The organism is Mesorhizobium sp. M3A.F.Ca.ET.080.04.2.1 (assembly GCF_003952525.1).
In the GTDB taxonomy this organism is placed as follows: Bacteria; Pseudomonadota; Alphaproteobacteria; order Rhizobiales; family Rhizobiaceae; genus Mesorhizobium.
The window spans coordinates 4,620,074-4,645,535 of sequence record NZ_CP034451.1; the positions used below are offsets into that span (position 1 = coordinate 4,620,074).

The 25,462-nt window shown below is 64.5% G+C and carries 29 protein-coding genes and 1 pseudogene; 11 read left to right on the top strand and 19 right to left on the bottom strand.

All coding sequences use genetic code 11. From position 1 onward, the window contains the following. Nucleotides 1-43: 43 nt before the first annotated feature. The 6 genes from EJ074_RS22020 to EJ074_RS22045 form a co-directional block, all read right to left on the bottom strand. Nucleotides 44-2,326: a PAS domain-containing hybrid sensor histidine kinase/response regulator gene (locus EJ074_RS22020; protein ID WP_095804342.1), complete on the bottom strand. Its 2,283-nt coding sequence runs from the start codon at nucleotides 2,324-2,326 to the stop codon at nucleotides 44-46. Nucleotides 2,327-2,432: 106 nt separating this feature from the next. Beyond that, a complete protein-coding gene (locus EJ074_RS22025; RefSeq protein WP_095804341.1) occupies nucleotides 2,433-3,422 on the bottom strand; it encodes an MDR family oxidoreductase in 990 nt (329 codons plus the stop codon). A 56-nt stretch (nucleotides 3,423-3,478) separates the two neighbouring features. Next, nucleotides 3,479-3,967 carry a signal peptidase II gene (gene lspA, locus EJ074_RS22030; RefSeq protein ID WP_095804340.1) on the bottom strand — a complete coding sequence of 163 codons (489 nt, stop codon included), beginning with the start codon at nucleotides 3,965-3,967 and terminating at the stop codon, nucleotides 3,479-3,481. Nucleotides 3,968-3,983: 16 nt separating this feature from the next. Then, on the bottom strand, nucleotides 3,984-4,823 hold the full coding sequence (locus EJ074_RS22035; protein ID WP_095804339.1) for an RNA methyltransferase: 840 nt from the start codon (nucleotides 4,821-4,823) through the stop codon (nucleotides 3,984-3,986). Continuing rightward, on the bottom strand, nucleotides 4,823-5,899 hold the full coding sequence (locus EJ074_RS22040; protein WP_129553791.1) for a class I SAM-dependent rRNA methyltransferase: 1,077 nt from the start codon (nucleotides 5,897-5,899) through the stop codon (nucleotides 4,823-4,825). The genes EJ074_RS22035 and EJ074_RS22040 overlap by 1 nt, the downstream gene beginning before the upstream one ends. 85 nt (nucleotides 5,900-5,984) lie before the next feature. Continuing rightward, a complete protein-coding gene (locus EJ074_RS22045) occupies nucleotides 5,985-6,470 on the bottom strand; it encodes a DUF1772 domain-containing protein (RefSeq protein WP_095804337.1) in 486 nt (161 codons plus the stop codon). A gap of 102 nt (nucleotides 6,471-6,572) precedes the next feature. On the opposite strand from EJ074_RS22045, the pseudogene EJ074_RS22050 reads away from it, so the two are divergent. Both EJ074_RS22050 and EJ074_RS22055 read left to right on the top strand, forming a co-directional pair. Continuing rightward, nucleotides 6,573-7,264: pseudogene (locus EJ074_RS22050) on the top strand (YafY family protein). Nucleotides 7,265-7,371: 107 nt separating this feature from the next. Beyond that, nucleotides 7,372-7,740: a VOC family protein gene (locus EJ074_RS22055; RefSeq protein ID WP_095804336.1), complete on the top strand. Its 369-nt coding sequence runs from the start codon at nucleotides 7,372-7,374 to the stop codon at nucleotides 7,738-7,740. Nucleotides 7,741-7,769: 29 nt separating this feature from the next. Here EJ074_RS22055 and EJ074_RS22060 read toward each other — a convergent pair whose 3' ends face one another. From EJ074_RS22060 to sppA, 4 genes are all read right to left on the bottom strand, one after another. Beyond that, a complete protein-coding gene (locus EJ074_RS22060; RefSeq protein ID WP_095804335.1) occupies nucleotides 7,770-8,750 on the bottom strand; it encodes an ornithine cyclodeaminase family protein in 981 nt (326 codons plus the stop codon). A 28-nt stretch (nucleotides 8,751-8,778) separates the two neighbouring features. Further along, the gene (locus tag EJ074_RS22065) at nucleotides 8,779-9,114 is read right to left on the bottom strand and encodes a DUF1049 domain-containing protein (RefSeq protein WP_095804905.1); all 336 of its coding nucleotides are present in this window, start codon (nucleotides 9,112-9,114) and stop codon (nucleotides 8,779-8,781) included. A 65-nt stretch (nucleotides 9,115-9,179) separates the two neighbouring features. Next, a complete protein-coding gene (locus tag EJ074_RS22070; RefSeq protein ID WP_027165368.1) occupies nucleotides 9,180-9,464 on the bottom strand; it encodes an integration host factor subunit beta in 285 nt (94 codons plus the stop codon). A 77-nt stretch (nucleotides 9,465-9,541) separates the two neighbouring features. Continuing rightward, nucleotides 9,542-10,498: a signal peptide peptidase SppA gene (sppA, locus tag EJ074_RS22075; protein ID WP_095804904.1), complete on the bottom strand. Its 957-nt coding sequence runs from the start codon at nucleotides 10,496-10,498 to the stop codon at nucleotides 9,542-9,544. Nucleotides 10,499-10,800: 302 nt separating this feature from the next. Between sppA and lptC the strand changes: the two genes are divergently transcribed. The 6 genes from lptC to ptsN all read left to right on the top strand — a co-directional run bounded on the left by lptC (nucleotide 10,801) and on the right by ptsN (nucleotide 16,161). Beyond that, nucleotides 10,801-11,514, top strand: coding sequence for an LPS export ABC transporter periplasmic protein LptC (gene lptC / locus EJ074_RS22080; RefSeq protein WP_095804334.1), 714 nt, complete (start codon nucleotides 10,801-10,803; stop codon nucleotides 11,512-11,514). Next, nucleotides 11,501-12,082, top strand: a complete 582-nt coding sequence (locus EJ074_RS22085; protein ID WP_095804333.1) for an LptA/OstA family protein — start codon at nucleotides 11,501-11,503, stop codon at nucleotides 12,080-12,082. Before lptC ends, EJ074_RS22085 begins: the two co-directional genes overlap by 14 nt. Next, nucleotides 12,082-12,900 (top strand): LPS export ABC transporter ATP-binding protein, encoded by an 819-nt coding sequence (gene lptB, locus EJ074_RS22090; RefSeq protein WP_095804332.1) that lies wholly within the window; start codon nucleotides 12,082-12,084, stop codon nucleotides 12,898-12,900. Before EJ074_RS22085 ends, lptB begins: the two co-directional genes overlap by 1 nt. 195 nt (nucleotides 12,901-13,095) lie before the next feature. After that, a complete protein-coding gene (rpoN, locus tag EJ074_RS22095) occupies nucleotides 13,096-14,625 on the top strand; it encodes an RNA polymerase factor sigma-54 (protein ID WP_095804903.1) in 1,530 nt (509 codons plus the stop codon). Nucleotides 14,626-15,046: 421 nt separating this feature from the next. Further along, a complete protein-coding gene (gene raiA / locus EJ074_RS22100; RefSeq protein ID WP_095804331.1) occupies nucleotides 15,047-15,634 on the top strand; it encodes a ribosome-associated translation inhibitor RaiA in 588 nt (195 codons plus the stop codon). 62 nt (nucleotides 15,635-15,696) lie between these two features. Continuing rightward, nucleotides 15,697-16,161: a PTS IIA-like nitrogen regulatory protein PtsN gene (gene ptsN, locus EJ074_RS22105; RefSeq protein WP_095804330.1), complete on the top strand. Its 465-nt coding sequence runs from the start codon at nucleotides 15,697-15,699 to the stop codon at nucleotides 16,159-16,161. A 79-nt stretch (nucleotides 16,162-16,240) separates the two neighbouring features. Here the strand turns inward: ptsN and EJ074_RS22110 are convergent, their stop codons facing one another. Beyond that, nucleotides 16,241-16,498, bottom strand: coding sequence for a DUF1150 family protein (locus EJ074_RS22110; RefSeq protein ID WP_095804329.1), 258 nt, complete (start codon nucleotides 16,496-16,498; stop codon nucleotides 16,241-16,243). Nucleotides 16,499-16,561: 63 nt separating this feature from the next. Then, nucleotides 16,562-16,987, bottom strand: a complete 426-nt coding sequence (locus EJ074_RS22115) for an Hsp20 family protein (protein ID WP_095804328.1) — start codon at nucleotides 16,985-16,987, stop codon at nucleotides 16,562-16,564. 164 nt (nucleotides 16,988-17,151) lie between these two features. Between EJ074_RS22115 and EJ074_RS22120 the strand changes: the two genes are divergently transcribed. Beyond that, nucleotides 17,152-18,093, top strand: coding sequence for a nucleoside hydrolase (locus EJ074_RS22120; RefSeq protein ID WP_129553792.1), 942 nt, complete (start codon nucleotides 17,152-17,154; stop codon nucleotides 18,091-18,093). A 147-nt stretch (nucleotides 18,094-18,240) separates the two neighbouring features. Here the strand turns inward: EJ074_RS22120 and EJ074_RS22125 are convergent, their stop codons facing one another. The 6 genes from EJ074_RS22125 to EJ074_RS22150 all read right to left on the bottom strand — a co-directional run bounded on the left by EJ074_RS22125 (nucleotide 18,241) and on the right by EJ074_RS22150 (nucleotide 23,367). Next, nucleotides 18,241-18,558, bottom strand: coding sequence for a hypothetical protein (locus EJ074_RS22125; protein WP_095804326.1), 318 nt, complete (start codon nucleotides 18,556-18,558; stop codon nucleotides 18,241-18,243). A 68-nt stretch (nucleotides 18,559-18,626) separates the two neighbouring features. Continuing rightward, nucleotides 18,627-19,241 (bottom strand): LysE family translocator, encoded by a 615-nt coding sequence (locus EJ074_RS22130; protein ID WP_095804325.1) that lies wholly within the window; start codon nucleotides 19,239-19,241, stop codon nucleotides 18,627-18,629. A 97-nt stretch (nucleotides 19,242-19,338) separates the two neighbouring features. Next, on the bottom strand, nucleotides 19,339-20,799 hold the full coding sequence (locus tag EJ074_RS22135) for an amidase (RefSeq protein ID WP_095804324.1): 1,461 nt from the start codon (nucleotides 20,797-20,799) through the stop codon (nucleotides 19,339-19,341). After that, nucleotides 20,796-21,701, bottom strand: coding sequence for a ribokinase (locus tag EJ074_RS22140; RefSeq protein WP_095804323.1), 906 nt, complete (start codon nucleotides 21,699-21,701; stop codon nucleotides 20,796-20,798). The genes EJ074_RS22135 and EJ074_RS22140 overlap by 4 nt, the downstream gene beginning before the upstream one ends. A 167-nt stretch (nucleotides 21,702-21,868) precedes the next feature. Then, a complete protein-coding gene (locus EJ074_RS22145; protein WP_095804322.1) occupies nucleotides 21,869-22,762 on the bottom strand; it encodes a methylated-DNA--[protein]-cysteine S-methyltransferase in 894 nt (297 codons plus the stop codon). Between the two features lie 110 nt (nucleotides 22,763-22,872). Continuing rightward, nucleotides 22,873-23,367, bottom strand: coding sequence for a DUF2244 domain-containing protein (locus EJ074_RS22150; protein ID WP_095804321.1), 495 nt, complete (start codon nucleotides 23,365-23,367; stop codon nucleotides 22,873-22,875). Between the two features lie 22 nt (nucleotides 23,368-23,389). Here EJ074_RS22150 and nth point away from each other — a divergent pair, with 22 nt between their 5' ends. After that, a complete protein-coding gene (nth, locus tag EJ074_RS22155; RefSeq protein WP_095804320.1) occupies nucleotides 23,390-24,193 on the top strand; it encodes an endonuclease III in 804 nt (267 codons plus the stop codon). 50 nt (nucleotides 24,194-24,243) lie between these two features. Here the strand turns inward: nth and EJ074_RS22160 are convergent, their stop codons facing one another. Then, nucleotides 24,244-24,699: a DUF2214 family protein gene (locus EJ074_RS22160; protein ID WP_095804319.1), complete on the bottom strand. Its 456-nt coding sequence runs from the start codon at nucleotides 24,697-24,699 to the stop codon at nucleotides 24,244-24,246. 206 nt (nucleotides 24,700-24,905) lie between these two features. Between EJ074_RS22160 and EJ074_RS22165 the strand changes: the two genes are divergently transcribed. Continuing rightward, entirely contained in the window at nucleotides 24,906-25,454 is a 549-nt protein-coding gene (locus tag EJ074_RS22165) for a GNAT family N-acetyltransferase (protein WP_095804318.1), read from the top strand. Nucleotides 25,455-25,462: the final 8 nt, after the last annotated feature.

Consider the following 25,462-nt stretch of genomic DNA (forward strand, 5'->3'; position numbering starts at 1 on the left):
CGAAAGCCAAGCAATCCAAGGTTTTCGGGGCCCGAAAATTTCGTCACGCCGCAACCTGGCCCTCGACGGCCTGGACGAGCGCGTCGGGATCGAGCGGCTTGGTGACGAAGCCGCTGGCGCCGTGCGCGAGCACGGCGTGGCGGGTCTTTTCCTGACTGTCGGCTGAAAGCACCATGATGGGGATCGGCGGCACGGCCGTCGCTTCCTCGTGGCGGCGGATGGCGGCAATCGCGTCCAGTCCGTCCATCACCGGCATGTGCAGGTCCATCAGCACCACGTCGAAACGATGCTTGAGCCCGGCATCGGTGACGGCCTCGACGGCCGCCTTGCCGTTGCCGACGATCTTGACGCGATGCCCCGCCTTGAGAAGCGTGGCTCGGGCCAGCATGGCATTGATGTCGTTGTCTTCGGCAATGAGCACCGACAGCCCCTGATCGCGCCTGCGCGCCGCAGAGGCGCCGCGCGGCTGCGGTTGCGGCTCGGCAAGAACGGGCACATGGCTGGTCAAGAGCATGCGCAGCAGCGTCTCGCCTCGGACCGGCCTGGCCAGGAAGGTGGAGTAGCCGTTGGCGCGGAGCTCCCCGAGCAACCCGCGGTCGGTGGGTGCGATCAGCGTGACGGCTTCGCAAGCGGCAAAGCCGCTCTGGCGCAGCTGCCTGAGCAGGCGCCCATCGCTGTTCTCGATCGTCGCATCGACCAGCAGCACGTTGCAATCGGCGGCGAAGGACGCGGCCCGCGCTGGCGTCGCGGCAATGTTCACCATGCCGCCGTGGGCGCGAATTGTGCGAGCGATGGCATCGGCCTCGACGGCATTCTTGGATACGATCACTGCATGCCAGCCGGAGAGTATGTTCTGTCTGTTCTGCGGCGGCTCGGTTGCGGCAGTCGCGGGCAGCTCGAAAATGAATTCCGACCCCTCGCCGAGCCGGCTCGACACCGAAATCGAGCCGCCCATGGCGCTGACGAGACGCTTGGATATGGCGAGCCCGAGGCCGGCGCCGCCATGCACCCTGGTCGAGGTGCCGTCGGACTGCTCGAACTCCTCGAAGATGCGCTCCATGTCCTCCTCGCGCAGGCCGGGGCCGGTATCGGAGACCGTGAAGCAGATGCGGTCGGTCGTTTCGGTGCGGGCACGCGCCACGGTGAGCAGCACGCCGCCGGCATCGGTGAACTTGACGGCATTGCCGATCAGGTTGAGCAAGACCTGACGCACCCTGCCCGGATCGGCGGTGATCATCTGCGGCACGTCGGGTTCGACATAGCATCCCAGCCCGATGTTCTTGGCAAAGGCCTTCGCCGCGAGCAGCTCGATGATGTTGTCGGCGATCTCGCGCAGCGAGGTCGGTTGAGGCTCCGGGTCGAAGCGGCCGGCCTCGATCTTGGAATAATCGAGCAGGTCCTCGATCAGGGCAAGCAGCGCGCTCGCCGAGGTGGAGACGGCACCGACATAGGTGCGCTGCTCGGGCGACAGATCGGTGTCGGCAAGCAGCTTCGCCATGCCCATGATGCCGTTCATCGGGGTGCGGATCTCGTGGCTGACGGTGGCGAGGAAGCGCGACTTGGCCTGGCTGGCATATTCGGCGCGTTCGCGGGCGGTGATCAGCGACGATTCCGCCCGCTTGCGGGCGGTGATGTCGCGGGCGATCGCCCGGTGCGACACGGCGCCCGTGTCCTTGTCGCGCACCGAAAGCTCGATCCAGGAGAACCAGCGCGGCCCGTTCGGCGTGCGGATCGCGACGTCGGTTGAACTAAGACATTCATGGTCAGAAAACGCCGCGTCGGGCACGATGCCGACATCGATGCCGAGGTCGGACAAGGTCTTTCCGGCGAGATCGCGCTGATCAACGTTGACGAGCGAGGCGAAGACCTTGTTGGCGTAGACGACATGACCGTCGCGGTCGCGGTGAACAACGAGGTCGCCGAGCGCGTCGATGAGGCCGCGAAAACGTTCCTCGCTCTCCTGCATCTCCCACATGCGGTCGGCGAGCGTCTCGATCTCAGCGCGGCTGCGGGCCGCGGTCTCGTCGAGCAGCGCCGCTGTACGGCGCTCCATGCGCCGGTTGCGCAAATGCATGGCGAGGCCGGCAAGTCCAGTCGCCAGCAGGCCGAGGGTGATGAAGAACGGCGCTCCCGTCAAATGGACCAGACCGGCCAGCACGGCGATGGCCACGACAATCAGGAAGGGCAGGCCTTCGCGGTTGCCCGCCGGCAGTTCGGGTGCCAGCGGGGGCGCGACGACAAGCTGCCGCTTCGGCGCTTCGGCGCCGCCCAGCCTGTCGATACCCGTGGCGTTGCTGCCCTGCCTGGTGCCGGAGTCCGCGATCATGCGGACCACCTTGCCAGCCAGAGATTATGGAAGGTTGCGGCGGACCGTTCGAATTTTAGCAATCACGCGGATTTTGGAACCAGATCCGGCTGAACACAGCCGGTGGTTACATGTCCACCACCACGCGACCCCTGATCTTCCCGTCCAGGATGTCGTGCGCGGCGCCGATGATACCGTCGAAGCCGATCGTCCGCGACAGGGCAGACAGTTTCTTGAGGTCGAGATCGTTGCCGATGCGGCGCCAGGCCTCGAGGCGGACCGCCTTCGGCGCCATGACGGAATCGATGCCGAGCAATGACACCCCGCGCAGGATGAAAGGGGCCACGCTCCCCGGCAGGTCCATGCCGCCGGCCAGTCCGCAAGCGGCGATCGCGCCGCCATAGGACGTCATGGAAAGCGCGTTGGCCAGGGTGTGGCTGCCAACCGAGTCGATGCCGCCGGCCCAGCGTTCCTTGGCAAGGGGCTTTGCCGGCTGGCCGAGCTCGTCACGCGAGATCACCTCGGCCGCGCCGAGGTCCATCAGATAAGAGCTCTCGGCACTGCGTCCGGTGGAAGCGATCACATGGTAGCCGAGAGTCGACAGGATGGAGATCGCGACCGAGCCGACGCCGCCGGCGGCGCCTGTCACCACGACCGGTCCGCGGTCCGGCACGATGCCGTGCCGCTCGAGCGCCATGACCGCGAGCATCGCGGTGTAGCCGGCCGTGCCGACGGCCATCGCATCGTGCGGACTGATGCCATCGGGAAGCGGCACCAGCCAGTCGCCCTTGATCCGGGCGCGCCCGGCATAGGCGCCGAAATGCGTCTCGCCGACGCCCCAGCCGTTGAGGATCACCTTGTTCCCCTTGCGCCAGTCGGCGTGCGAAGAGGCAATGACGGTGCCGGCGAAGTCGATGCCCGGCACCAGCGGCCAGCGGCGCACGACCGGGGCCTTGCCGGTGATGGCGAGCCCATCCTTGTAGTTGACCGTCGTCGCCTCGACGGCGACCGTGACATCGCCCTCCATCAGTTCGGCTTCGGTCATATCGACGATTTCGACCGACTGCTTTTTCTCGGCGTCGCGCGAGACGAGGATGGCTTTGAAGGTGTCGGGCACTTTTGTCTCCTCGGTTCTGGCAATTGGATCGACTTTGCGGCGGTGGCCGCATGAGGTCAATTGCCCGGGTCCTGGGGCCTGGCCTCGCGCCGCCAGCCGATCAGCTCGTCCAGGACGACCAGCGCCGCGCCCACCGAAATGAAGGCGTCGGCCAGGTTGAACACCGCGAAGGACCAGACGGGCGTGTGGAACAGGATGTAGTCGATGACATGGCCGTAGATGGCGCGATCGATCAGGTTGCCCAGCGCGCCACCGACGATCAGGGCAAAGCCGATGCGGGAAACGATGTGGCCGGCGGGCGTCCGCGCGGCGAGATAGAGCACGAAGGCGACGACCAATGCGGCGATGATCACCAGGCCGGTGTCGCCGAAGGAGGGGAACATCGAGAAGGCAATGCCGATATTGTAGGTGCGGAACAGCGCCAGGAACGGCAGAAGATCCACCTTGTCCTCGAAGGCAAGGCCGTTCTCGACCAGCTGCTTGACCCACTGATCGAGCGCGATTGCCGCGATCACCAGCAGCGCATAGGGAGACCAGGATTTCACGATTTAGCCGTCCTTATCACTCGAGTTTCAAGGCGCCGCGACGGATCTCGAACAGCATGACCCCGGTGGCCACTGCCAGGTTGAGCGAATCGGCGCGGCCGGCCTGAGGGATCCTGAGCAGCCTGTCGCAGCTTTCGGCAAGCGCGTCCGGCAGGCCCTGCTGCTCGTTGCCCATCAAGAGCAATGTAGGACCTCGGGAAAAATCGACCGAACGGTAGTCCACCGCGCCCTTCAGATGCGTGCCCGCGACCAGGCCAGGAAAATCGCGCCGCCAGGCGAGAAAAGCGTCCTGCGTCGCCTTGGCGACAGGCACGGCAAAGACCGAGCCCATGGTGGCTCGCACCGTCTCCAGTGAAAAAGGATCGGTGGTGTCGCCGACCAGGATCACGCCCCTGGCGCCGACGGCATCGACCGTACGGATAACGGTGCCGAGGTTGCCGGGATCGCGAACGCGGTCGAGCGCGACCCATACGTCGCCATCTTTGGCGCGGATCTCCTTCAGCGGCATGAACTGCTGTGCGAAGACCCCGACCACCATCTGCGGGTTGTCGCGGCGAGTGATCGCCGCCAGCACCTTTTCCGAGACTTCGAGCACGGTGCCGCCGGCGGCGACCGTGCGTGCGGCAACCTTTTCTATCGCGGCATTGCCGCGCCCTGCCTTGGCGAAGACCAGCGTCCTGATCGACCAGCCGAGATCAAGCGCGTCGATGACCAGTTTCAAGCCCTCGGCCAGGAAAGCGTTCTGCTGGTCGCGGAATTTCTTCAGCGCCAGAGCCTTGATGTCCTTGACCAGCGGGTTGGCGAGGCTGGTCACTTCCTTCACCTGCCCTGGTGCCCCTGCATGACGTTCGTGCATCAGGCCACCCAGCGCGAGAACAGCGAGGTCGACAGCGCGCGGCCGGCGGACTTCTCGCGGATGATCAGCTCACCGGATTCGACCGTGCCGCCCATCCCGGCGAAGGTATCGCGCATCAAGGCATGGATGGCGAAGAAGGAGGCGCGGATCGAATAGGCGGTCAGCACCACGGCGAGCGGCTTCGGCGTCAGGATCGAGCGGCAGAGGTCGGTCAATCCCGGCAGGTCCTCGAACAACTGCCAGACCTCGCCCTTGGGGCCGCGGCCATAGGCTGGCGGGTCGAAGAGAACGATATCGTAGCGGCTGCCGCGGCGCTCCTCGCGCTCGGCGAACTTCACCGCGTCCTCGACAATCCAGCGGATCGGCTTGTTGCCGAGGCCGGCCATCTCCTGGTTCTCGCGCGCCCAGCCGATCGCTTTCTTCGAGGCATCGACATGGGTGACCTCGGCGCCGGCGCGCGCAGCCACCAGCGAGGCGAGGCCGGTATAGCCAAAGAGGTTCAGCACCTTGACCGGCCGTTTCGCGGCGGCGATCAGCCCGGCCATGTGGTCCCAATGCGAGGCCTGCTCGGGAAATACTCCGACATGACGGAAGGAGGTGAAGCGGCCGAGATAATCGATGCCATCATGCTTCATCGGCCAGGTCTCGCCGAGCGGCGTTTTCGGAAAACGCCAGCGGCCGATGCCTTCCTCGTCGGTATCGCCGGTGAAGATGGCGTCGGCACGCTGCCATTCCTTGGCGGAAAGCGCGGGCTGCCAGATCGCCTGGCCTTCCGGGCGCACGATGCGGTAGGGGCCGTATTGTTCCAGTTTCTCGCCGGCGCCGCTGTCCAGCAGCGCATAGTCGGCATTGGGAGCGACCTCGAGTATCAGCGGCAGGCGCTCGGCCGGCAGCACGCCCTCGCGGCGCGCGAGCACTCGCGGCGAGGGCTCTGCCTCAAGCCGATCAGCCAATCTTGTCGCGGGGCGCTCGCCAGTCTTGGGCTGTTTCCGTGCCGGCGCGATGGACTCGCGCCGGTCCGGCGGCTCCGTCCTGGCGGGGCGGCTGTCGCGGCGTTTGTCGCGAAAGGATTTCAAGAACGGGCATCTCCGGCGGTCCGGCCCGCTTCTGCCACAGCTCAACCTGTCGGCGCAACAAACCATGCGACATGGCTGGAAGCTTTCATCCGTGCCGCATCGTGAGCAGGCCGAGACAAAGCGAAACGAACCCGACGGCCTTCGCCGCCGTGACAACCATATGTCCGGTTTCCCAGCGCAGCCGGATGGCTTCGAAATTGTCGGGGATCGGGCCAGGCGCCCAGGTCGCAAGAACGTCGTTGGCGGGCTTCACAAGCATGAACCAGAGGGCCAGCGAGAGCGCATAGAGGAGGGTGGCGGCAATCACCAGCCAAAATGCGCGAGGCTCATCGCGCAGCATCCAGGCCAGCAGGGCCGGACAGGCGATCGCGGCCATATCGAGCGGCGCACCGACGAGCAGAAAGAGCTGGAACTGCGCATTGAAGACTGTCGTTTCCCGCCAGAGTTCCGGCGACCATCTCGTCAACCGGGGCAGCGATTCCAGGACATGGGCAAAGGATGGCCCCAGACTGAGAGCTGCAACCGTGGCTGTAAGCACCGACCAGAAGAACAGAAATCCGCGCATCTCCATCGTGGGCACAACCGCGCTCGGCGGCAGGTGTTCCAATATTAGCAAATAGCTTGTCGCACTAACCACCGCAGTCCTATCGTCCGGCCATTCCGGATGGAAAAGATGTCCCGCTCCCAACGCCTGCTCGACCTGGTCCAGATCCTGCGCCGCCACCGCCGGCCGGTGAGCGGCCGCATGCTTGCCGGCGAGATGGAAATCTCGATCCGCACGGTTTATCGCGAATCGCGACGCTGCAGGGGCAGGGAGCGCCGATCGAAGGCGAGGCGGGGCTAGGCTACGTGCTGAAGCCCGGCTTCATGCTGCCGCCGCTGATGTTCACGGACGAGGAGATCGAGGCCATCGTGCTTGGCTCGCGCTGGGTCGCCAGGCAGCCGGACAAGCGGCTTGCGGCTGCGGCGACCGACGCGCTGGCCAAGATCGCGGCCGTGCTGCCCGACGATCTGCGTGACAATCTCGACGCCACGACGCTGCTGGTCGGCCCGCCCGCTGGAGGCGCCGAGGCCATCGATCTTGGCGTCGTGCGCGAGGCGATCCGCAGAGAGCGCAAACTCGGCTTTCGCTATCGTGACGCCGGCGGCGCGGCGTCGCAGCGCATGGTCTGGCCGTTCGCGCTCGGATTCTTCGACAAGGTGCGGGTGATGGCTGCGTGGTGCGAGACGCGCCAGGACTTCCGGCATTTCCGCGCCGACCGTATGTCCAATCTGACAGCCACCGACATCCGCTATCCGCGCCGCCGCCAGGCAATGCTCAAGGAATGGCGGAGGACGATCGACAAACCGGATAACAAAGTTTAGCCGGGTCGCGAGGCCTGAACGCCTCTGCTCGTTGATCGCTGCTGCCAGAATCTGACAGCATCGTATTCTAAGGTCACCAAGGTCGAAACACCCCTTGGAGATCACACATGAATACGCCCAACTTCGTCATCCTCTATGTCGACAGCCCCGAGCGGAGCGGTGCGTTTTACGCCTCGCTGCTCGGACGCGCGCCGGTCGAGGCCTCGCCGACCTTCGTGATGTTCGTGCTCGACAAGGGTTTCAAGCTTGGGCTCTGGTCGCGCCACGCCGTGGAGCCGGCGGCGGCTGCCGCAGGCGGAGGCGGTGAACTCGTGCTTGCAGTCGAGAATGCGGATGCTGTCGATGCCATGCATGCCGATTGGACCGGGCGCGGCCTGAAGATGCTGCAGGCGCCGGTGGATCTGGATTTCGGCCGCACATTCGTCGCGCTCGATCCCGACGGGCATCGGCTGCGGGTGTACTGGCCGTTCGAGTAGGGGAGTAGGGGAGTAGGCATTGAGTTTCCTTACTCCCCTACTCCCTTAGCTTTGAGCGCCTTGTAGACGGCGATGCCGGCGGCGAGGTCTTCGAGCGCCGCCCCGACCGACTTGAACAGCGTGATCTCGCCGTCGCTCTGCCGGCCCTGTTTCTCGCCGCGCGCCAATTCATGCAGGTCGGCGATGATCGCCTCAGGCTTCAGGACACCGGAAACCAAGGGCTGGACGATGTCGCCGGCTTCCTTGGTGGCGCCGGCGCGGGTGTCGACATAAACGCGGGCGCGCGAAATGGCGTCGTCATCGCTTTCGCGCATGGTCGGCGTGAAACCGCCCACCAAGTCGACATGGGTGCCCGGCTTCAGCAGCGCGCCCTTGATCAGGGGCTCGCTGGTGATGGTGGCCGACGAGACGATATCGGCTTCGCCAAGCTCGTCGGCGAGGTCGCCGCCAGCGCTTGCGGCAAGCCCCTCGGCGCGCAGGGCGGCCGCCACCTTCTCGGCATTGGCCGGCGTGCGGTTCCAGATCCGGATGGAACTGATCGGTCGCACCGCCGAATGCGCCTTGGCGAGAAAGGGCGACAACGCTCCGGCGCCGACCACCAGCAGCCTGGAAGCATCCTTGCGGGCAAGATAGGAGGCGGCGAGCGCCGAGGCGCAGGCGGTGCGCCATTGCGTCAGCCGCTGGCCGTCGATCAGCGCCTCCGGCTCGCCGGTGACGCCGTCGAGCAGAAGATAGAGCCCCATCACGGCCGGCTTGGCGATGGCGTTGTTGTCCGGCGACACGGTGACGATCTTGACGCCGATGTGGCCGCCAGCCGAGGTGCCGGCGGCGTTGAGGTCGGTCCAGGCCGGCATCAGCAGCAGCGTCGAAGCGGCGCCGTCGGGCCGCTCGACCGTGTGATGGTGGCGAACGGGCTGCACGGCGCCCTCGCGGAAAGCTGCGCGCAGCGTCTCGACCAGGCCTGGAAAGGTCAGAGCCTGATCAACCTCGGCGGCCGAAATGGTCAGCATGGGAGGCTCCGTGGCAGCGAGATGCCGTTCAATTCGTCGGCTTCGGCAAGGCGGGACCGCTCGGCGGCGCCGCGGGCGCGCGACTCACCGCCTGGCGCAGGTTCTCGGCCTCGATACCGCGCTGGCGCGCCAGCTTGCGATAGCGGCCCTGCTTCACCCAGGTCGCCATGCTGCCGACAATCATGCCGGCGGCAAGCGCCAGGAACAGGAAGATGAAGAGCGGCAGCGTCAGCGTGAGAGCGGGATTGCCGGGGTTGAACGGATCAAGCGTGAAGGCGACCGGACCGCGATTGGCGACGGCGAGCGCGATCAGAATGACGGCTAGCGGCACGAAGACCACGACGAGCATGAAGCGATTGAACATCTGGTTTCCCATGGAAAGGCGGGCACTGCCGAAGTGGCCTCGTTCGACCCCGGCCGGCGGCGCGCCTATTTGCCGCCGTTCAGCCTTTCACGCAACTCTTTGCCGGTCTTGAAGAACGGTACCCACTTCTCCTCCACCTCGACGGACTCGCCGGTACGCGGGTTGCGGCCGGTGCGGGCGGGGCGGTTTTTCACCGAAAAGGCACCGAAGCCACGCAATTCCACCCGGTTGCCTTCGGCAAGCGCGTCGGTGATCTCGTCGAAGATCGCGCCGACGATGTTTTCGACGTCGCGCAGGAAAAGGTGCGGGTTGCGCGCGGCAATGATCTGCACAAGTTCGGATTTGATCATAAGTACGTTCCCCGTAAACCACTGCGGTCAATTATCAGGATGATTTTATTTGCTTTTTTCACTCATCCCAACGGGCGTCAAGGGTGCCAGACCGAAACGAGACCGTCAAGAAACATGCGGTCGGCACCAAGCTCGTGGATGAGGTCGCCACCGGCATCCGGGAGGCCGAGCGCGCGGGCCATGGTCTTGGCCATGGATTCGGAGAACAGGAAACTGCCGCGCCTGTCCTTGTCCTTCCACTCGATGACCTTCAGCTTGGCATCGACGCCCTTGCTGGCCAGCCAGTTGACGGCTTCGGTCTCACCGCCGACCGCGTCGACCAGATGGTTGGCGAGCGCCTGGCGCCCGGTGAAGATCGAGCCGTCGGCAAGCGCCAGCGCCTGCTCGCGCGTCATCTTGCGGCGTTCGGCGACGATGCCGACGAACCAGTCATAGCTGTCGAGGATGAGCTTGCGCACCATGGCGCGCTCCTCGTCATTGGTCGGCTTGAAAGGCGAAGGCGAAGCCTTGAGCGGCGAGGATTTCACCTCCTCGAGCTTGATGCCGAGCTTGTCCATCAGGCCGCTGACATCGGGATACTGGATCAGCACGCCGATCGAGCCGACAATGGAGGTCTTGCGGGCAACGATGTGGTCGGCGGCGCTGGCAATCATATAGCCGGCGGATGCCGCGAGCGTCCCGACCTCAGCCACGACCGGCTTTTCGCCGGCAAGCTTGCGCACTTCCTCATAGATCGATTCGCCGCCGACCGTGGTGCCGCCGGGCGAATCGATCGACAGGATGACGCCTTTCACCGTCGAGGACTGACGAATGGCCTCCAGCCTTTTGATCAGTTCATCGTCTTCCGTGATGGTGCCTTCGATCTTGACCCTGGCGATGTGATTGACCGCCTGGCCGGCGAACTCGTCATCGTAGACCCATGCCGAAAAGGCGATCAGCGCAGCCGCCAGGACGACAAACGCGGCCACGCGCCAAAACGTCAGCTTGCGGCGCAAGCGGCGGCGGTCGATCAGGTCGTCGGCTCTCATTGCCATCATCAGCCTCACAATGGGTGGGAAAGGACGCTTTTAAAGCAACCGCCCGCGCCCGGCTACCGTTTCCTGAACGGACCTTGGCTGACCGAAGCCGTCACCTACCGTCACCACGCTTTCACGAAAATTTAACGCTGCCGGTCCCTATCTGCTATGAAGGGTAGTAGGTTCTGTCGAATTCCGTCGCGGTTCTGCCGCGGCGGGTGTCATATTTTTGCAGTTTTCCTCCGCTTGTGCTTGCGTGCGGGGGCCGGCATACCACCTATAGGCGGTGTTTGGCGGGCAAGGGCTCCATAGAAACAGTCATGTTGGCGCGATCTGAAAAAACGAGCGATGCCGAGACGGTGCCGGCTGCCGAGGGGCCGGCCAGCACGCGGGGCGATGCCTTCGATCGGGCGCAGCGCCATTCGCGCCGCGTGCGCGTGCTGAAATTCGCCGTGCCGCTGCTTGCGGCCGCCATTGCGGTCGCTTTCCCGGTCTATTCCTATCTTGCCGCTCCAGTTTCGGTCTCGGTGCAGGCAGACGGCAGCGCGTTCTCCAACGGCAAGCTGGTGATGGCCAATCCCAAGCTCAACGGCTTCACCAAGCAGAAGCTGCCCTACTCGTTGACGGCGACCAGGGCGACGCAGGACGTCGGCAAGCAAGGAATCATCGATCTCGAAGGTATCAACGCCAAATTGCCGGTGGCCGCCGACAACGTCGTGTCGGTCGACGCCGCACACGGCATCTACGACCGCGACGCCAACACGATGGACCTCACCAGCGACGTCACGGTGAGGACCAGCGACGGCATGCTGGCCACGTTCAAATCGGTCTTCCTAGACATGGGCAAAGGCTCTATGAAGACCGACAAACCGGTCGATGTAAGCCGAGGCGGGTCGCGCATTACCGCGGACTCGTTGTCGGTCCAGGACAATGGCAAGCTCGTCGTTTTCGAGAACCGGGTGCGCGTCAACATCGATCCGGCCAGCCTGAAGGCGGCAGAGGCAAAGAGCGGAGAGCAGAATGCGTCCCAGTAGTGCGGCACGGCTTCCAGGCGCGTCCTTAGCGCTGCTGTTGCTGGGTGCGGCGTCCGCGCTTGCGCAGTCGGGAGCGACCAGCCAGATGCCCGGCCTGAAATTGTCCGGCGACCAGCCGATCCAGATCGAGAGCGACAAGCTGGAGGTCCGGCAGGCCGACAGCGTGGCCGTGTTCAGCGGCAACGTCACGGTCACCCAGGGGCCGACCCTGCTCAAGGCAGGCAAGATGACGGTCTATTATGTCAAGGATCCCAACGCGCCCAAGGGCGCGGCGGCCGGTGCATCGGCAATGACCGGCGCCGGCAACATCGATCACCTGGTGGTCGAGAACAGGGTCTACATCAAATCGAACGACCAGATCGCTACCGGCGACACCGGCACATTCGACATGAAGACGCAGGTGCTCGTGCTTTCCGGCAACGAAGTCGTCCTGTCGCAGGGCGACAATGTGCTGAAGGGCTGCAAGCTGACGGTGCAGATGAAGAGCGGTCTCGGCAATGTCGACGGCTGCGGCAAGCGCGTCATGATGTCGTTCACGCCCCAGAAGCAGGGAGCGGCGAACAAGTAATGGCCGGCGTATCATCGCTGCTGGCCCGACTCCCGGGGCGGGCGGCCGGCAAGCCGGCTGCGCCGGCCACGGTCAGCGCCGAGAAGGCGAAGTTCAAGGGCACCCTGATCGCCAAGGGCCTGACCAAGAGCTACAAGGGCCGCAAGGTCGTCAGCGGCGTGACGCTGGGCGTGCGGGCCGGCGAGGCCGTCGGTCTGCTTGGGCCCAACGGCGCCGGCAAGACCACCTGTTTCTACATGGTCACCGGCCTGGTGCCGGTGGACGAGGGCACGATCGAGATCGACGGCTTTGACGTCACCTCGATGCCAATGTATCGCCGCGCCCGCCTCGGCATCGGCTATCTGCCGCAGGAAGCCTCGATCTTCCGCGGCCTCAGCGTCGAGCAAAACATCCGCGCCGTGCTGGAAGTGGTCGAGAAGAGCCGCAAGGAGCGCGAGCGCTCGCTCGACGAACTGCTCGAGGAATTCCATATCAGCCATTTGCGCAAGGCGCCTTCGCTGTCGCTCTCCGGCGGCGAAAGACGCCGCCTGGAAATCGCGCGCGCATTGGCGACGCGCCCGGCCTACATGCTGCTCGACGAACCGTTTGCAGGCATCGACCCGATTGCGGTTGCAGACATCCAGCAACTCGTGCGCCATCTCACCGCGCGCGGCATCGGGGTGCTGATCACCGATCACAATGTGCGCGAGACGCTCGGTCTCATCGACCGCGCCTACATCATCCATGCCGGCCAGGTGCTGACGCATGGCCGCGCCGACGAGATCGTCGCCAACGCCGATGTCCGGCGCCTCTATCTCGGCGAGGGCTTTACGCTCTGAGCGTAAGATACAGTTCCGGGTGATTCCGGCGGATTTCGACTCCTTGCTCGCGATTCCGACCGCAGATAACGCTCCGGTAAGCGGCCTTTGCTAGCGTTTGCCTTGACAAGCAAAAGCCGGGCCAGTTTCTATTCCCGGTCGGCAAATTCTGCTTCGGCACAGTCCGATGCATAGACGAGGCGTTTGAACCAAACCATGGCGCTGGCGGCCAAACTGCAGCTCAGACAGTCCCAGTCGCTGGTGATGACGCCGCAGCTGATGCAGTCGATCCGGCTGCTGCAACTCACCCATATCGAACTGGAACGCTTCATCGACGATGAGATCGAGCGCAATCCTCTGCTCGAGCGTGCCGAGCCGCAGGATGATGCGGCGAGCGAACCCGAGCAGAAGAGCGAAGCCGCTTCGGAGCCTGGCGCCGACGGCGACTGGTTCGAGAGCGAGGCGGAGTGGAGCGCCGAGGCGATCTCGGAAAAACTCGATTCTTCACTGGAAAACCTGTTCCCCGACGATCCTGGCACCCGTGAACGGCTCGGTCCCGACCTGACGGCGCAATGGAAGTCGGCCTCCGGATCCGGCGTCGGCGCTTCGTCGTCGGAGGGGTTCGATGTCGGCGACATGGCCGCCAGCGCGGCCACGCTGCGCGAGCATGTCGGCGAGCAGATCGCCCTTGCCTTCCACGCGCCGGCAGCGCGCTTCATCGCCGGGGAACTGGCCGATGGCCTCGACGAAGCTGGTTATCTGCGAGTCGACTTGAAGGAAGTCGCCGCGCGGCTGGGCGCTGACGAAGCGGCTGTGGCGCGGGTGTTGGAGGTGTGCCAAAGCTTCGAGCCGGCCGGCCTGTTTGCCCGCGACCTGGCCGAATGCCTGTCGCTGCAACTTGCCGTGCGCGACCGGCTCGATCCGGCCATGAAGGTGCTGGTTGCCAATCTCGAGCTTCTGGCACGGCGGGATTTCCAGACCCTGAAGCGGATTTGCGGCGTCGACGAGGAAGACCTTCTCGACATGCTGGCGGAGATCCGGGCGCTCGATCCGCGGCCCGGAATGGCGTTTTCAGGTGGCGCGAGCGACGCCATCGTGGCCGACGTCGAGGTGCGGGCGGCCGCCGACGGCAGCTGGGCGGTCGAGCTCAACGCCGATACGCTGCCGCGGGTGCTGGTCGACCAGGTCTATTTCGCCCGTGTCTCCAGCCATGCCAAGGACCAGGCGGAAAAGGATTTTCTGGCCGAGTGCCTGCAGAACGCCAATTGGCTGACGCGCAGCCTCGACCAGCGGGCCAGGACGATTTTGAAGGTGGCTTCGGAGATCGTGCGCCAGCAGGACGCGTTCCTCGTCCATGGCGTGCGTCACCTCAAGCCGCTCAACCTGCGCACGGTGGCCGACGCGATCGGCATGCACGAATCGACGGTCAGCCGCGTCACCGCCAACAAATACATGCTGACGCCGCGCGGAGTGTTCGAGCTGCGCTACTTCTTCACCGCCTCGATCGCTTCGGCGGCCGGCGGCGAGGCGCATTCGTCGGAAGCCGTGCGCGATCGCATCAAGCAACTGATCGATGAGGAAAAGCCCGTCGACGTGCTTTCCGACGATGCTATCGTCGACATGCTGAAGGAGAGCGGCGTCGACATTGCCCGGCGCACCGTGGCCAAATACCGGGAAGGAATGAACATACCTTCCTCGGTCCAGCGGCGACGCGAGAAGAGGGCGCTGGCCAACGCAGGGCGCTAATGCCCATCGAGATTCAGGTGATGCCGGCCTGCGAATGCTGGTGTTCCGCGCTTCTGGTACTCACGGACCAAAACTGTGCTCCGTTCCGGTTCCCGCAAACCCCATGCTCGTCTCGGCCTGACCTGAATCTCGACAGACCTTGGTAACGTTCCGGCTTTGCCGGATTTCCACAGCTTCGCAGTTCATTGACAAGCCGCGATGAAGTGGCTAGAAGCCCGCCCGCATGAGACGGGGCCCTGATGGCCGCACGCGGACGGGTCCGCCAAGGCGAAAGTCTTGGACGGCCAATAAGGCAACTTGTGATCAACCGGAAAGTTCAGGGTTAAAATCGGCGCGCGCGCCGCCGCAAAGCTTGTGCGCGCGTGCCACGGGTATAAACTCGGAACAGTTTGAAGCCTGAGCAAGGAAGGTCAGTTTTCAGATGAATCTGCGCATTTCGGGAAAACACATGGACATCGGCGATGCGTTCCGCACACGCATCAACGACCGCGTCGGCGAGGCGATCGAGAAATATTTCGATCGGGGTTTTTCAGGACATGTCACGGTCATCAAATCAGGGTCGCGTTTTTCGGCCGACTGCATGATCCGGCTTGATTCCGGAGCTTCATTGCAGGCGACGGGCGACGCCCAGGATCCGACGCTTGCCTTCGAGGCGGCAGCCGATCGCCTGGAAACGCGGCTGAGGCGCTACAAGCGCCGGCTGAAGTCGCGCAACGCCGGCAACGGCAACGGCGAGGAGCCCACCGATATCGCCTACACCGTGGTGGCCCCGCTCGCCGACGATGAGGAGGACATTCCGGAGGATTTCGCTCCGGTCATCGTTGCCGAATCAACCATGACCTTGCGCACCATGTCGGTGGCGTCGGCGGTCATCGAGCTCGATACCAAGGACAGCCCTGTCTTCGTTTTCCGCAACGCCGGAAACGACCATCTCAACATCGTCTACCGCCGGCCGGATGGGAATATCGGCTGGATCGATCCATCGACGACCAAAGTCGCGCAGGGATAAAGAAGCCGGCCGCGCGAGGGGGCGACGACCGGCGCGGCAGGCGAGCAAGGGATTTTTCAAGCATGGATCTTAGTGATCTCATCAGCGTTCCGGCGATCATGCCGGCGTTGAAGGCGAATTCCAAAAAACAGCTTCTGCAATTGTTGTCGGAGAGGGCGGCAACAATTTCGGGGATTCCGGAGCGGGAAGTGTTCGACACCATCCTGCAGCGCGAGCGGCTGGGCTCGACGGGCGTCGGCAACGGCATCGCCATCCCACACGGCAAGCTGGCCGGGGTGAAGCGGATCGCCGGCGTGTTCGCCAGGCTGGAGTCGCCGGTGGATTTCGAGGCGCTGGACGACCAGCCGGTCGATCTGGTGTTTCTGCTTCTGGCGCCCGAAGGCGCCGGCGCCGATCACCTCAAGGCGCTGTCGCGCATCGCACGGGTGCTGCGCGATGCCGACACGGTGGCCAAGATCAGAGGGACGCGCGACGCGGTAGCGATCCATGCGCTGCTGTCGGATACGCAGGCTTCGCACGCGGCTTGAGGTTTCAGGATCAGTCCTTGCAAGGGCCGCGCGTGCGGCCCTTTCCAATTCAGGCCCCAAATTCAGAGATTGATTGAGGTCAGTGAATGGCGACCGTGGTCAGATCGTTCTCCAGCGCGCCCGCCAGTGCCCGGTCGCGGGCGTCGGAAAGCAGGATCGGCTGGCCGTTGGCGGCAAACAACGCCCACAGTTCCAGGCCGGGAGCGATTTCCTCGAGGCCGGGGAAGCGGCCGCGCAGATCGTCGCTCGACACTTTCCTCAAATAAGCGACCGATCCTTCGCCGAGATGGGCGAGTTCGCCGCTGGTCATGGTAAGGGTTTCGTCAGTTCTGGTCATTTCAAGCCTCCTTGCCGCGAGAACGCCGCTCAGGGCCGCCTCGCATAGAGCCATCGGCGAAGATCAGTCTTTCACCGATATGTTTATTTTCCGTACCAGCCGCTCGGCCTCGGGCCGGTCGAGATCGACCGACAAAAGCCCGTTCTTCAGCTCCGCGCCGATCACCCGCATGCCGTCGGCCAGCACGAAGCAGCGCTGGAACTGGCGCGCGGCGATGCCGCGGTGAAGGAACTCGCGCTCGGTATCGTCCGTCTGGCGGCCGCGCACGATGAGCTGATTCTCCTCGGTGGTGACATCGAGATCGCTTTCGGCGAAGCCCGCGACCGCGAGTGTGATGCGCAGCCTTTCGGCGTTGCCGTCGGACGCGCTCAGGCGCTCGATGTTGTAAGGAGGATAGCTGTCGCCCGACTTCGCCAGACGCTCGAGGGTCTTTTCCATCGCGTCGAAGCCCAAGAGAAGCGGGCTGGAGAAGGGCGTCATTCGGCTCATGTTACACTGTCCTCTCGAGAGCGACATAAACTGGAAAAACCCGCATGGCATTTTTCCCGATGGTCTTGATATGGTCCGCCGCGCGATCAAGTTCAAGCCGTCATAGACCCGCCCAAAATCCCACCCAAAACCCCGCCCAAAAAAGACTCCCAAAAGGAATTGAAATGCCGCAGTCACGAAAGATCATCATCGATACGGATCCCGGCCAGGACGATGCCGTCGCCATCTTGCTGGCGCTCGGCAGCTCCGAATTGGAGATCGTCGGCATCACCGCCGTTGCCGGCAACGTGCCGCTGAGCCTCACCCAGAAGAATGCCCGCAAGATCTGCGAACTCGCCGGCCGGCGCGACATCAAGGTCTATGCCGGCGCCATCCGCCCGCTGGCCCGCGAGCCCGTGACCGCCGAGGAAGTGCATGGCAAGACCGGCCTCAACGGACCGCAGCTGCCGGAGCCGACGATGCCGCTGCAGGAACAATACGCCGTCGATTTCATCGTCGAGACGCTGATGCGGGAGGACAGCGGCACGATCACGCTCTGCCCGCTCGGACCGCTCACCAACATCGCGCTGGCGCTGATCCGCGAACCGCGCATTGCGCCGCGCATCAAGGAAATCGTGCTGATGGGCGGCGGCTTCTTCGAGGGCGGCAACGTCACGCCCACCGCCGAATTCAACATCTATGTCGACCCCCATGCGGCCGACATGGTCTTCAAATCGGGCATTCCGATCGTGATGATGCCGCTCGACGTCACCCATAAGGCGCTGACCACGGCCAAGCGCACCAAAGCCTTTCGCGAGCTCGGCACCAAGGTCGGCACCGCGACCGCGGAGATGCTGGAATTCTTCGAGCGTTTCGACGAGGAGAAATACGGCACCGACGGCGGGCCGCTGCACGATCCTTGCGTAATCGCCTATCTGATCAAGCCGGAGCTGTTCAAGGGCCGCCGCTGCAACGTCAGCGTCGAGACGACCTCCGAGCTCACCATGGGCATGACGGTGATCGACTGGTGGGGCGTCACCGAGCGAGAGAAGAACGCCATGGTGATGCGCGACATTGACCATGACGGTTTCTTTGCGCTGTTGCTGGAGAGGCTGGGGCGGCTGTAAGGCCGCTTAATGCGTGTCGCGCAGAAAAGGATTCGGCCGGCGTGCTTTAAGTCTTTCTTTGATGCATGTCGTTGCCCCAGGACCGCTGCACACTTCTGGGCGACATGCAGTAAGCAGCCGAAGGTTTTTGGTGCCATTGTCGCGCGTTCATTCCGGAAAGCGGTAGAAGACGAAGCCGTTGTTGCGGGTGACGCGTTCTATATTCGCGTGTGAGCCGATAAGCTGCGGCCGATCTTCATTGATGAGCACCGTGGCGCCGCTGTCGAGAAAAAGCACATAGGTTATCGGAGAGCCTTTGTCCCACTGAACGCTTTTGATTGTAGCGCCCAACGACTCCACTGAACGGATGGGACTTGCATCATTTGCCACTTGGCGCATGAAGTCGAACGCACCAAATGCAAACAGCATGCCAAGCAGCAGAATGCCGAAGGCGTTCTTGCGCAGTTCAGTGTAGATGCTAAGCATTTGCTTGACCCCCAGCGCCTATGATGTGGGGATCAGAAGTGTTGTTGTGAAGGCCTGCGGGTTGTGTCTTACTTTGCCTTCGAGAATGCCAGCCACAACCCGCCCCCAACCATGAAACTGCCGCTGATGCGGGACAGCAGCTTGACGCGCCTGGCAGAGAGCATGCGTCCGGCCCGACCGGCGGCAAGCGCGTAGGTCGAATCCGACATGGCCGCGAAGACCATCGCGGTCAGGCCCATGACCACGATCTGCAGCGTATAATTGCCCTGCGGCGCGATGAACTGCGGGAAGAAGGCGCCGAAGAAGACCAGCGTCTTCGGGTTGGAAATCGCCACCAGGAAGCCCTGCAGGAAGAAGCCGCCGCGCGGCTTCCTGGCCGATCCGTCGGGATTGAGCGCGGCCTTGGCGCGGAACATCTGGACGCCCATCCAGATCAGGTACGCGGCGCCGATCAGCCTCACCCATTCGAACCAGTGGCCCATGCCAGCGATCAGCGTGTTTAGGCCGATGCCGACAATGGCGATCATGATCGCGAGCCCGGCCTGGGTGCCGGCAACATTGGCCAGACCAGCCTTCGAGCCGTGGCGGACGCTGTTGGCGATGATCAGCGTGATGGTGGGGCCGGGCACCAGGATGATGACGATGCAGGCGACGACATAGGTGGCGTAAAGTTCCAGCGACATGGTCTTCCCTCGATGGCGGCGATGCGGCGCGGCCGGGCAGGATCAATGCACGGCACCGCTGCCGGCGCAAGCTCAGCGCGAACCGGAGACAAGCCTTTCAGACGGCGCCTGCCGGCCAGGGCAGCGTCGCTTCATAGGCAGCGCCGGCTTTGAGCACGGCCAGATCGCCGCGCGGGCGGCCGATCAGCTGCATGCCCATCGGCCGTCCCCTTTGATCGAAGCCGACCGGCACATTGAGCGCCGGGCAGCCGCCCAGCGTGGCAAAGGCGGAGACCTGCATCCAGCGGTGATAGCTGTCCATGGACTGCCCGGCGACCTCGCGTGGCCAATGGGTGGTGACGTCGAAGGGAAAGACCTGTGCGCTCGGCAAGGCGACGAGATCGAAGCGTTCGAACAGCGACAGCAGCGTGCGGTGCCATGAGGAGCGTCGGACGGTGGCGGCGTGCACCTGCGGCGCCGCCAGGCGCATCGCCTGTTCCACCTCCCAAACCGCTTCGGGCTTCAGCAGCTTGCGTTTGGCCGGATCGTCGTAGTGGGCTTTCAGTCCGCAGCCGCTGCTGGCCTGGCGAAGAACGACGAAAGCCTGCCACAAGGCCTCGAAGTCAACATCCGGCACCAGAGCCTCGCTGGCCAAGGATGCATCCGCCAAGCGCGCGAGGGCGGATTCGCAAAGCTCGAGAATGCCCGGCTCCATCGGCAAATGGCCGCCGAGGTCGCCGAGCCAGGCGATGCGGCCGCCGGCCGCGTTCGCCCGCAGGCCCTCGAGGAAGGAGCCCTGCCTGTCGTGCGAAAGCGGGGCGCCCGGGTGATAGCCGGCCTGCTCGTCGAGCAGCAGCGCAATGTCGCGCACGCTGCGGCCCATCGGCCCCTCGACACCCATCTGGGCATGGAACACGTCGATGTCGGGCCCGGCCGGCACCAGCCCCTGCGAGGGGCGAAAGCCATAGACATTGTTGTAGGCGGCGGGATTGCGCAGCGAGCCGCCGAAGTCGCTGCCGTCGGCGACGGGCAGCATGTCGAGCGCCAGCGCCACGGCCGCGCCGCCCGACGAGCCGCCGGCCGTGAGCGCCGGATCGAAGGCGTTGAGCGTCGGGCCGAAGACCGGGTTGTAGGTGTTGGAGCCCAGCCCGAACTCCGGGACATTGGTCTTGCCGATGATGATGGCTCCGGCCCTGCGGATGCGCTCGACGAAGAAGTCGTCCTCCTGCGGAATGAAGTCCGCGAAGATCGGCGAGCCGAACGTCGTCCTGAGCCCCTTCGTCAGAGCCAGATCCTTGATGGCGATCGGCAGGCCGAACAGCGATCCAACCTCGCCGTTGCCGGCCAGGCGGGCGTCCGCCGCTTCTGCCTCGGCCAGAATGCCGGCCCGGTCGCGCAGCGAAACGATGGCGTTGACCAGCGGGTTCACGGCGTCGATGCGGTCGAGAAAAGCGCTGACGACTTCGCGCACCGAAAACTGGCGTTGTCTGATGCTGGCGGCAAGCGCCACGGCGGACAGCCGGCAGATGTCGCCGGCCGGCGGCACGGCATGCTTCGTCTTGGGACGGGTGGCCGTCACCGCCCGACCGCCAAAGCCGCCTCGACATCCTTTGCCAGCGGGATCGCCGGCTGTGCTCCGGGCTTGAGGCAGGCAAGCGAGCCGGCCGCGGCGGCGCGGGCCAGCGCCTTCTCAAGCGGCAGGCCCGTCGACAGGGCGGCGCCGAAATAGCCGCAGAAGGTGTCGCCCGCGCCGACCGTGTCGACCGGGGTGATCTTCAGCGCCGGAACGGTCAGGAAACTGTCCGGGGTAGCGGCCAGAACACCGTCGCCGCCGAGGGTGACGACAATGGTCTTGCCGGTCTTGCTGGCATAGTCCCGCATGCGCTCCTGCCGGTCGTCTCCGGAGAGCGAAAGCGCCTCGCCATAGAGGTCGAATTCGGTCTCGTTGGCGACGGCATAGTCGGCCTTGCCGAGAAAGCCGGCGGCCTCTGCCCGAAAAGGCGCGGTGTTGAGCACGCTGACGGCGCCGGCCTCCCGTGCCGCGTCGAGTGCCGCTTCGACCGTCTGCAGCGAGATCTCATGCTGCAACAGCACGACATCACCCTTCTTAAGGTAGGCCTTGGCGAGGTCGCCAGGAACCAAGGAGTCGTTGGCGCCTGGGACGACGGCAATCACGTTCTCGCCGTCGGCGCCGACCAGGATCAGCGCCGTGCCGGTGGAGGCAAAACTCTCGCCGACTCCGGAAAGATCGACATTGCCGGCCTTGAGCAGCGCCAGGGCGTCCCCGGCAAAACTGTCCTTGCCGACGGCGCCGACCATGCGCACCTGGGCGCCGGCACGAGCCGCGGCCAGCGCTTGGTTGGCGCCCTTGCCGCCGGGCGCGGTGACGAAGCCGGAGCCGCGCACCGTCTCGCCAGGTGCCGGCAAACGGTCGACTTTGGCGATGAGGTCGAGATTGATCGAGCCGACAATGATGATCAAAGAAGCGCCTCCTGCAGGAGCCGTTCAGCCTTCGATCGAATGCCGATTCACTCCAAGTGTTTGCATTTACACAAATGCTTGGCCAGGAGGCTAGCTGCAAAGACCGTCGGGTTCCAGATCACGTGGGTTGCGCGCCGGCGGCCGACATCATTGGCGTGATCGTGGTCTCAGGATCCCAGCTGGCCAGCTTCCCAGCCCAGTATGGCGCGCTTGCGGGTCAAGCCCCAGTGGTAGCCCGTGAGCGCTCCGGATTTGCCGAGGGCGCGGTGGCAAGGCACGACGAAAGACATCGGGTTGGCGCCGACCGCGGCGCCAACAGCCCGGCTTGCGCTCGGCGCGCCGATGCTGGCCGCGATCGAGGAATAGGTGCAGGCCCGGCCCATCGGGATGCGCAGCAGCGCTTCCCAGACCCGCAGCTGGAAGTCGGTGCCGATCATCACCACGCGCAGCGGCTGGTCGGCGCGCCAGAGCGCCGGATCGAAGATCCGCGCCGCATAAGGCTGGGTCGCCGACATATCCTCGACATGGGTTGCGTTCGGCCAGCGGCCGGACATGTCGGCGAAGGCCTCTCGCTCGCCGCCCGCGTCGCAGAAGGCGAGGCCGGCCAGGCCGCGATCGGTGACCATGATCAGCGCGATGCCGAAGGGCGAGATATGGTAGCCATAACGAATGGTGAGGCCGGCGCCGCGGGTCTTGTAGTCGCCGGGCGACATCGCCTCATGGGTGACGAACAGGTCGTGCAGCCGTCCCGGTCCAGACATGCCGAGCTCGAAAGAGGTCTCCAGCAGCGGCATGCCGGAATCGAGCAGCCTGCGCGCGTGATCGAGCGTCACCGCCTGCAGGAAGGCTTTCGGCGACAGCCCGGCCCAGCGGGTGAACAGCTTCTGCAGCCCGGTGGGCGTCTCGCCGACTTCCGCCGCCAGAACCTCGAGAGAGGGCTGGTCGCGATAGTCGAGGCTGATCTTCTCGATGGCGCGGCGCACGATCTCGTAGTCGCTGCCTTCCGGGGTGATGTCCTTCTCCAGGACCGCGGTCGTCTTGACAGGCATTTGAGCGTTCATCGGTCTATCTCCTTGAGCGCGAATATCGCCGTTCGGACGGCCGATCACCACCCGAAACTTGCCTTGCCGGGAGCATACCCGATGGACTTCGATTTCGGCTGGAGCGCGTCTCAGCGCGCCTTGGCGGTCGCCAAAGCCCGCGAAAAGGCGGAGGCGAAGCTCTCGCGGTCGTCCGGATTGAGGAAGCCGCCGATCGAAACGCTCTTGCCTTGCGCCTCGACCGCCATCCTGGTGATGCCGATCTCGGTGTGGCGGGCGATCGAAAACCGCGTCCAGAACGGGTTGAAATGATGCGCTTCGGAGCGGCCGGACGGCGCGGTCTTGCGGATGTCGAGGCTTGTGCGCGAGACGGAGATTTCCTCACGGGCTCGTGCGGCGCGGTAGTTGAGGCGGAAGGCGACGTAGACGCCGATCACGTCCAACCCGAAGAAACCAAACACCGGCCATGCGCCATGCGCCAGGAAGATCGCGCCGGTAACCGCCCAGCCGAACAGCAGCGCGGCCATCAGGATGAAGAAGCCGGTGCGGCCGAGGGAACGATGGGGCGTGAGCAGTGCCTGAAAGAATGGCTCGTCGGCTTGGTACGAGGCGTTTGTGTCGCTCATGAGGTAATATTATAGGAAGGAAATGGCGCCTCCCAAGTCCAAAAATCCCGCCCCTGTCAAAAAGCCCTCCGCATCAGCCTCGATCGATGCGAGACCGAGGGCGCGACCCCTGAAGGGCAGGACGCGCTCCGTCTACAGCGCTGCCGAGGTGCATGAGATCTTCCGGCGCTTTTCGGTGCAGCGTCCGGAGCCGAAAGGCGAGCTCGACTATGTCAACGCCTTCACGCTGCTGGTCGCGGTGGTGCTTTCGGCGCAGGCGACCGATGTCGGCGTCAATAGGGCGACGAGGCCGCTATTCGCGGTGGCCGATACGCCGCAGAAGATGCTGGCGCTGGGTGAGGCCAAGGTCGGCGACTATATCCGAACCATCGGGCTCTGGCGCAACAAGGCCAAGAATGTCATCGCGCTTTCCAAAGCGCTGATCGACGACTACGGCGGCAACGTGCCGGAGGACCGTGACGAACTGGTCAAGCTGCCGGGGGTCGGGCGCAAGACCGCCAATGTCGTGCTCAACGTCGCCTTCGGCCAGCACACGATGGCTGTCGACACGCATATCTTCCGCATCGGCAACCGGATCGGGCTAGCGCCCGGCAAGACGCCGGAGGAGGTCGAGCAGGGGTTGTTGAGGGTCATCCCGGCCGAGTATATGCGCCATGCGCATCACTGGCTGATTCTGCACGGCCGCTATGTGTGCAAGGCGCGCAAGCCCGACTGCCCGGCCTGCGTGATCGCCGATATCTGCAAGTCGAAGGAGAAGACCACCGACGTGCCGGCGCCGCTGGTGCCGATCGCGCCGCTGGAGGAGGCGCCTTCTGCCGGAGCTTAGGGTTCGTTTGCTCGCAAATTCCGGAGAAACTGCTGCACAACCTTCCGGGCTCAGTAGCCATAGCCGCGCGCCATGGCTGCAGCAAAGACCGGGATCAGCAGGAAGATGAAGGCTTCGGCGCGGACATAGGTCTTGACCGAGGCGAGTTCGGCCGCCGGCACCGAGAAGGACTGATTGCCGCCCGCCTGCCGGTTCCAGGAGATGAAGCGCACGGTCGGGATGATCGACAGAAGCCCGACGATGATGAAGGCGATCATTTTGGCCCAGAACACCCAGTTGTAGACGTAGAATTCCCAGCCCTTCAGGCCGAAGAACACCCGGCAGACGCCGACGACCACGATGAGCGTGGCGATGATGCCATAGTGGCGGTCGATACCGGCCAGGCGCTTCAGCGTGGCGGCAGGCAAGTCGCCGCGCACCAGCACGAATTCGGCGCCGATGATGCCGGCCAGCGAAAACACCAGCAGGTGATGCAGAATGGCCAATACAAGATCAGTCGTATCCATGCGCTCTTCCTGACGTGGCTGAATCGTTCGAAGAGTAGCATCGTCGCTCAAAATTCCCAGACGGCTGGGCAGGCGGCAGAATGCGCGAGACGTCGACGCGCTCGGCGCCGGTCAGGTCTTGGCTGCCCCGTGGTCCTGGGTGATGCTGGCCCTTGTCCGGCTGCGCCAGCCTGCGTAGCGCTGCGGGCTCAACAGGGGCGAAATCCATGAACAGCAAGCAAGCCGGCGTTCCGGTCCTGGAGACGGCGCGGACCATCCTGCGGGCACATGCGCTCGACGATTTCGAGACCTATGTCGCCATGTGGGCCGATCCCGGAGTCACCCGTTTCATCGGCGGCAAGCCGCGCACCCGGGAGGAGAGCTGGATGCGCTTCCTGCGCCATGCGGGCCTCTGGTCCCTGCTGGGCTACGGCTTCTGGGCGATCGAGGACAAAAAGACGGGCCGCTTTGCCGGCGAGGCCGGGTTCCATGATCTGAAGCGCGATATCGAGCCGTCGATCGAGGGTGTGCCGGAGGCAGGCTGGGCGCTGGCCTCGGAGGCGCAGGGTCAGGGACTTGCCAGCGAGGTCGTCGGGCGGATCGTTGCGTGGGGAGACGAGGTGTTCGGGCCGGCCAGCACCGTGTGCATCATCGATCCCGAAAACGGCGCATCGCTCAAGGTGGCCGAAAGGAACGGCTATCGCGAAACCCTGCGGACCACCTATCACGAAAAGCCGACGATCCTGTTGAAGAGGCAGGCCGGAGGCAGCGAATAGGCGGCGAC

Coding starts and splice junctions, on each gene's coding strand:
- EJ074_RS22020 (WP_095804342.1), bottom strand. CDS start 2,326: ATGATCGCGGACTCCGGCACCAGGCAGGGCAGCAACGCCACGGGTATC.
- EJ074_RS22035 (WP_095804339.1), bottom strand. CDS start 4,823: ATGCACGAACGTCATGCAGGGGCACCAGGGCAGGTGAAGGAAGTGACC.
- EJ074_RS22045 (WP_095804337.1), bottom strand. CDS start 6,470: ATGGAGATGCGCGGATTTCTGTTCTTCTGGTCGGTGCTTACAGCCACG.
- EJ074_RS22055 (WP_095804336.1), top strand. CDS start 7,372: ATGAATACGCCCAACTTCGTCATCCTCTATGTCGACAGCCCCGAGCGG.
- EJ074_RS22060 (WP_095804335.1), bottom strand. CDS start 8,750: ATGCTGACCATTTCGGCCGCCGAGGTTGATCAGGCTCTGACCTTTCCA.
- EJ074_RS22065 (WP_095804905.1), bottom strand. CDS start 9,114: ATGTTCAATCGCTTCATGCTCGTCGTGGTCTTCGTGCCGCTAGCCGTC.
- EJ074_RS22070 (WP_027165368.1), bottom strand. CDS start 9,464: ATGATCAAATCCGAACTTGTGCAGATCATTGCCGCGCGCAACCCGCAC.
- sppA (WP_095804904.1), bottom strand. CDS start 10,498: ATGGCAATGAGAGCCGACGACCTGATCGACCGCCGCCGCTTGCGCCGC.
- lptC (WP_095804334.1), top strand. CDS start 10,801: ATGTTGGCGCGATCTGAAAAAACGAGCGATGCCGAGACGGTGCCGGCT.
- EJ074_RS22085 (WP_095804333.1), top strand. CDS start 11,501: ATGCGTCCCAGTAGTGCGGCACGGCTTCCAGGCGCGTCCTTAGCGCTG.
- lptB (WP_095804332.1), top strand. CDS start 12,082: ATGGCCGGCGTATCATCGCTGCTGGCCCGACTCCCGGGGCGGGCGGCC.
- rpoN (WP_095804903.1), top strand. CDS start 13,096: ATGGCGCTGGCGGCCAAACTGCAGCTCAGACAGTCCCAGTCGCTGGTG.
- raiA (WP_095804331.1), top strand. CDS start 15,047: ATGAATCTGCGCATTTCGGGAAAACACATGGACATCGGCGATGCGTTC.
- ptsN (WP_095804330.1), top strand. CDS start 15,697: ATGGATCTTAGTGATCTCATCAGCGTTCCGGCGATCATGCCGGCGTTG.
- EJ074_RS22110 (WP_095804329.1), bottom strand. CDS start 16,498: ATGACCAGAACTGACGAAACCCTTACCATGACCAGCGGCGAACTCGCC.
- EJ074_RS22115 (WP_095804328.1), bottom strand. CDS start 16,987: ATGAGCCGAATGACGCCCTTCTCCAGCCCGCTTCTCTTGGGCTTCGAC.
- EJ074_RS22120 (WP_129553792.1), top strand. CDS start 17,152: ATGCCGCAGTCACGAAAGATCATCATCGATACGGATCCCGGCCAGGAC.
- EJ074_RS22125 (WP_095804326.1), bottom strand. CDS start 18,558: ATGCTTAGCATCTACACTGAACTGCGCAAGAACGCCTTCGGCATTCTG.
- EJ074_RS22130 (WP_095804325.1), bottom strand. CDS start 19,241: ATGTCGCTGGAACTTTACGCCACCTATGTCGTCGCCTGCATCGTCATC.
- EJ074_RS22145 (WP_095804322.1), bottom strand. CDS start 22,762: ATGAACGCTCAAATGCCTGTCAAGACGACCGCGGTCCTGGAGAAGGAC.
- EJ074_RS22150 (WP_095804321.1), bottom strand. CDS start 23,367: ATGAGCGACACAAACGCCTCGTACCAAGCCGACGAGCCATTCTTTCAG.
- nth (WP_095804320.1), top strand. CDS start 23,390: ATGGCGCCTCCCAAGTCCAAAAATCCCGCCCCTGTCAAAAAGCCCTCC.
- EJ074_RS22160 (WP_095804319.1), bottom strand. CDS start 24,699: ATGGATACGACTGATCTTGTATTGGCCATTCTGCATCACCTGCTGGTG.
- EJ074_RS22165 (WP_095804318.1), top strand. CDS start 24,906: ATGAACAGCAAGCAAGCCGGCGTTCCGGTCCTGGAGACGGCGCGGACC.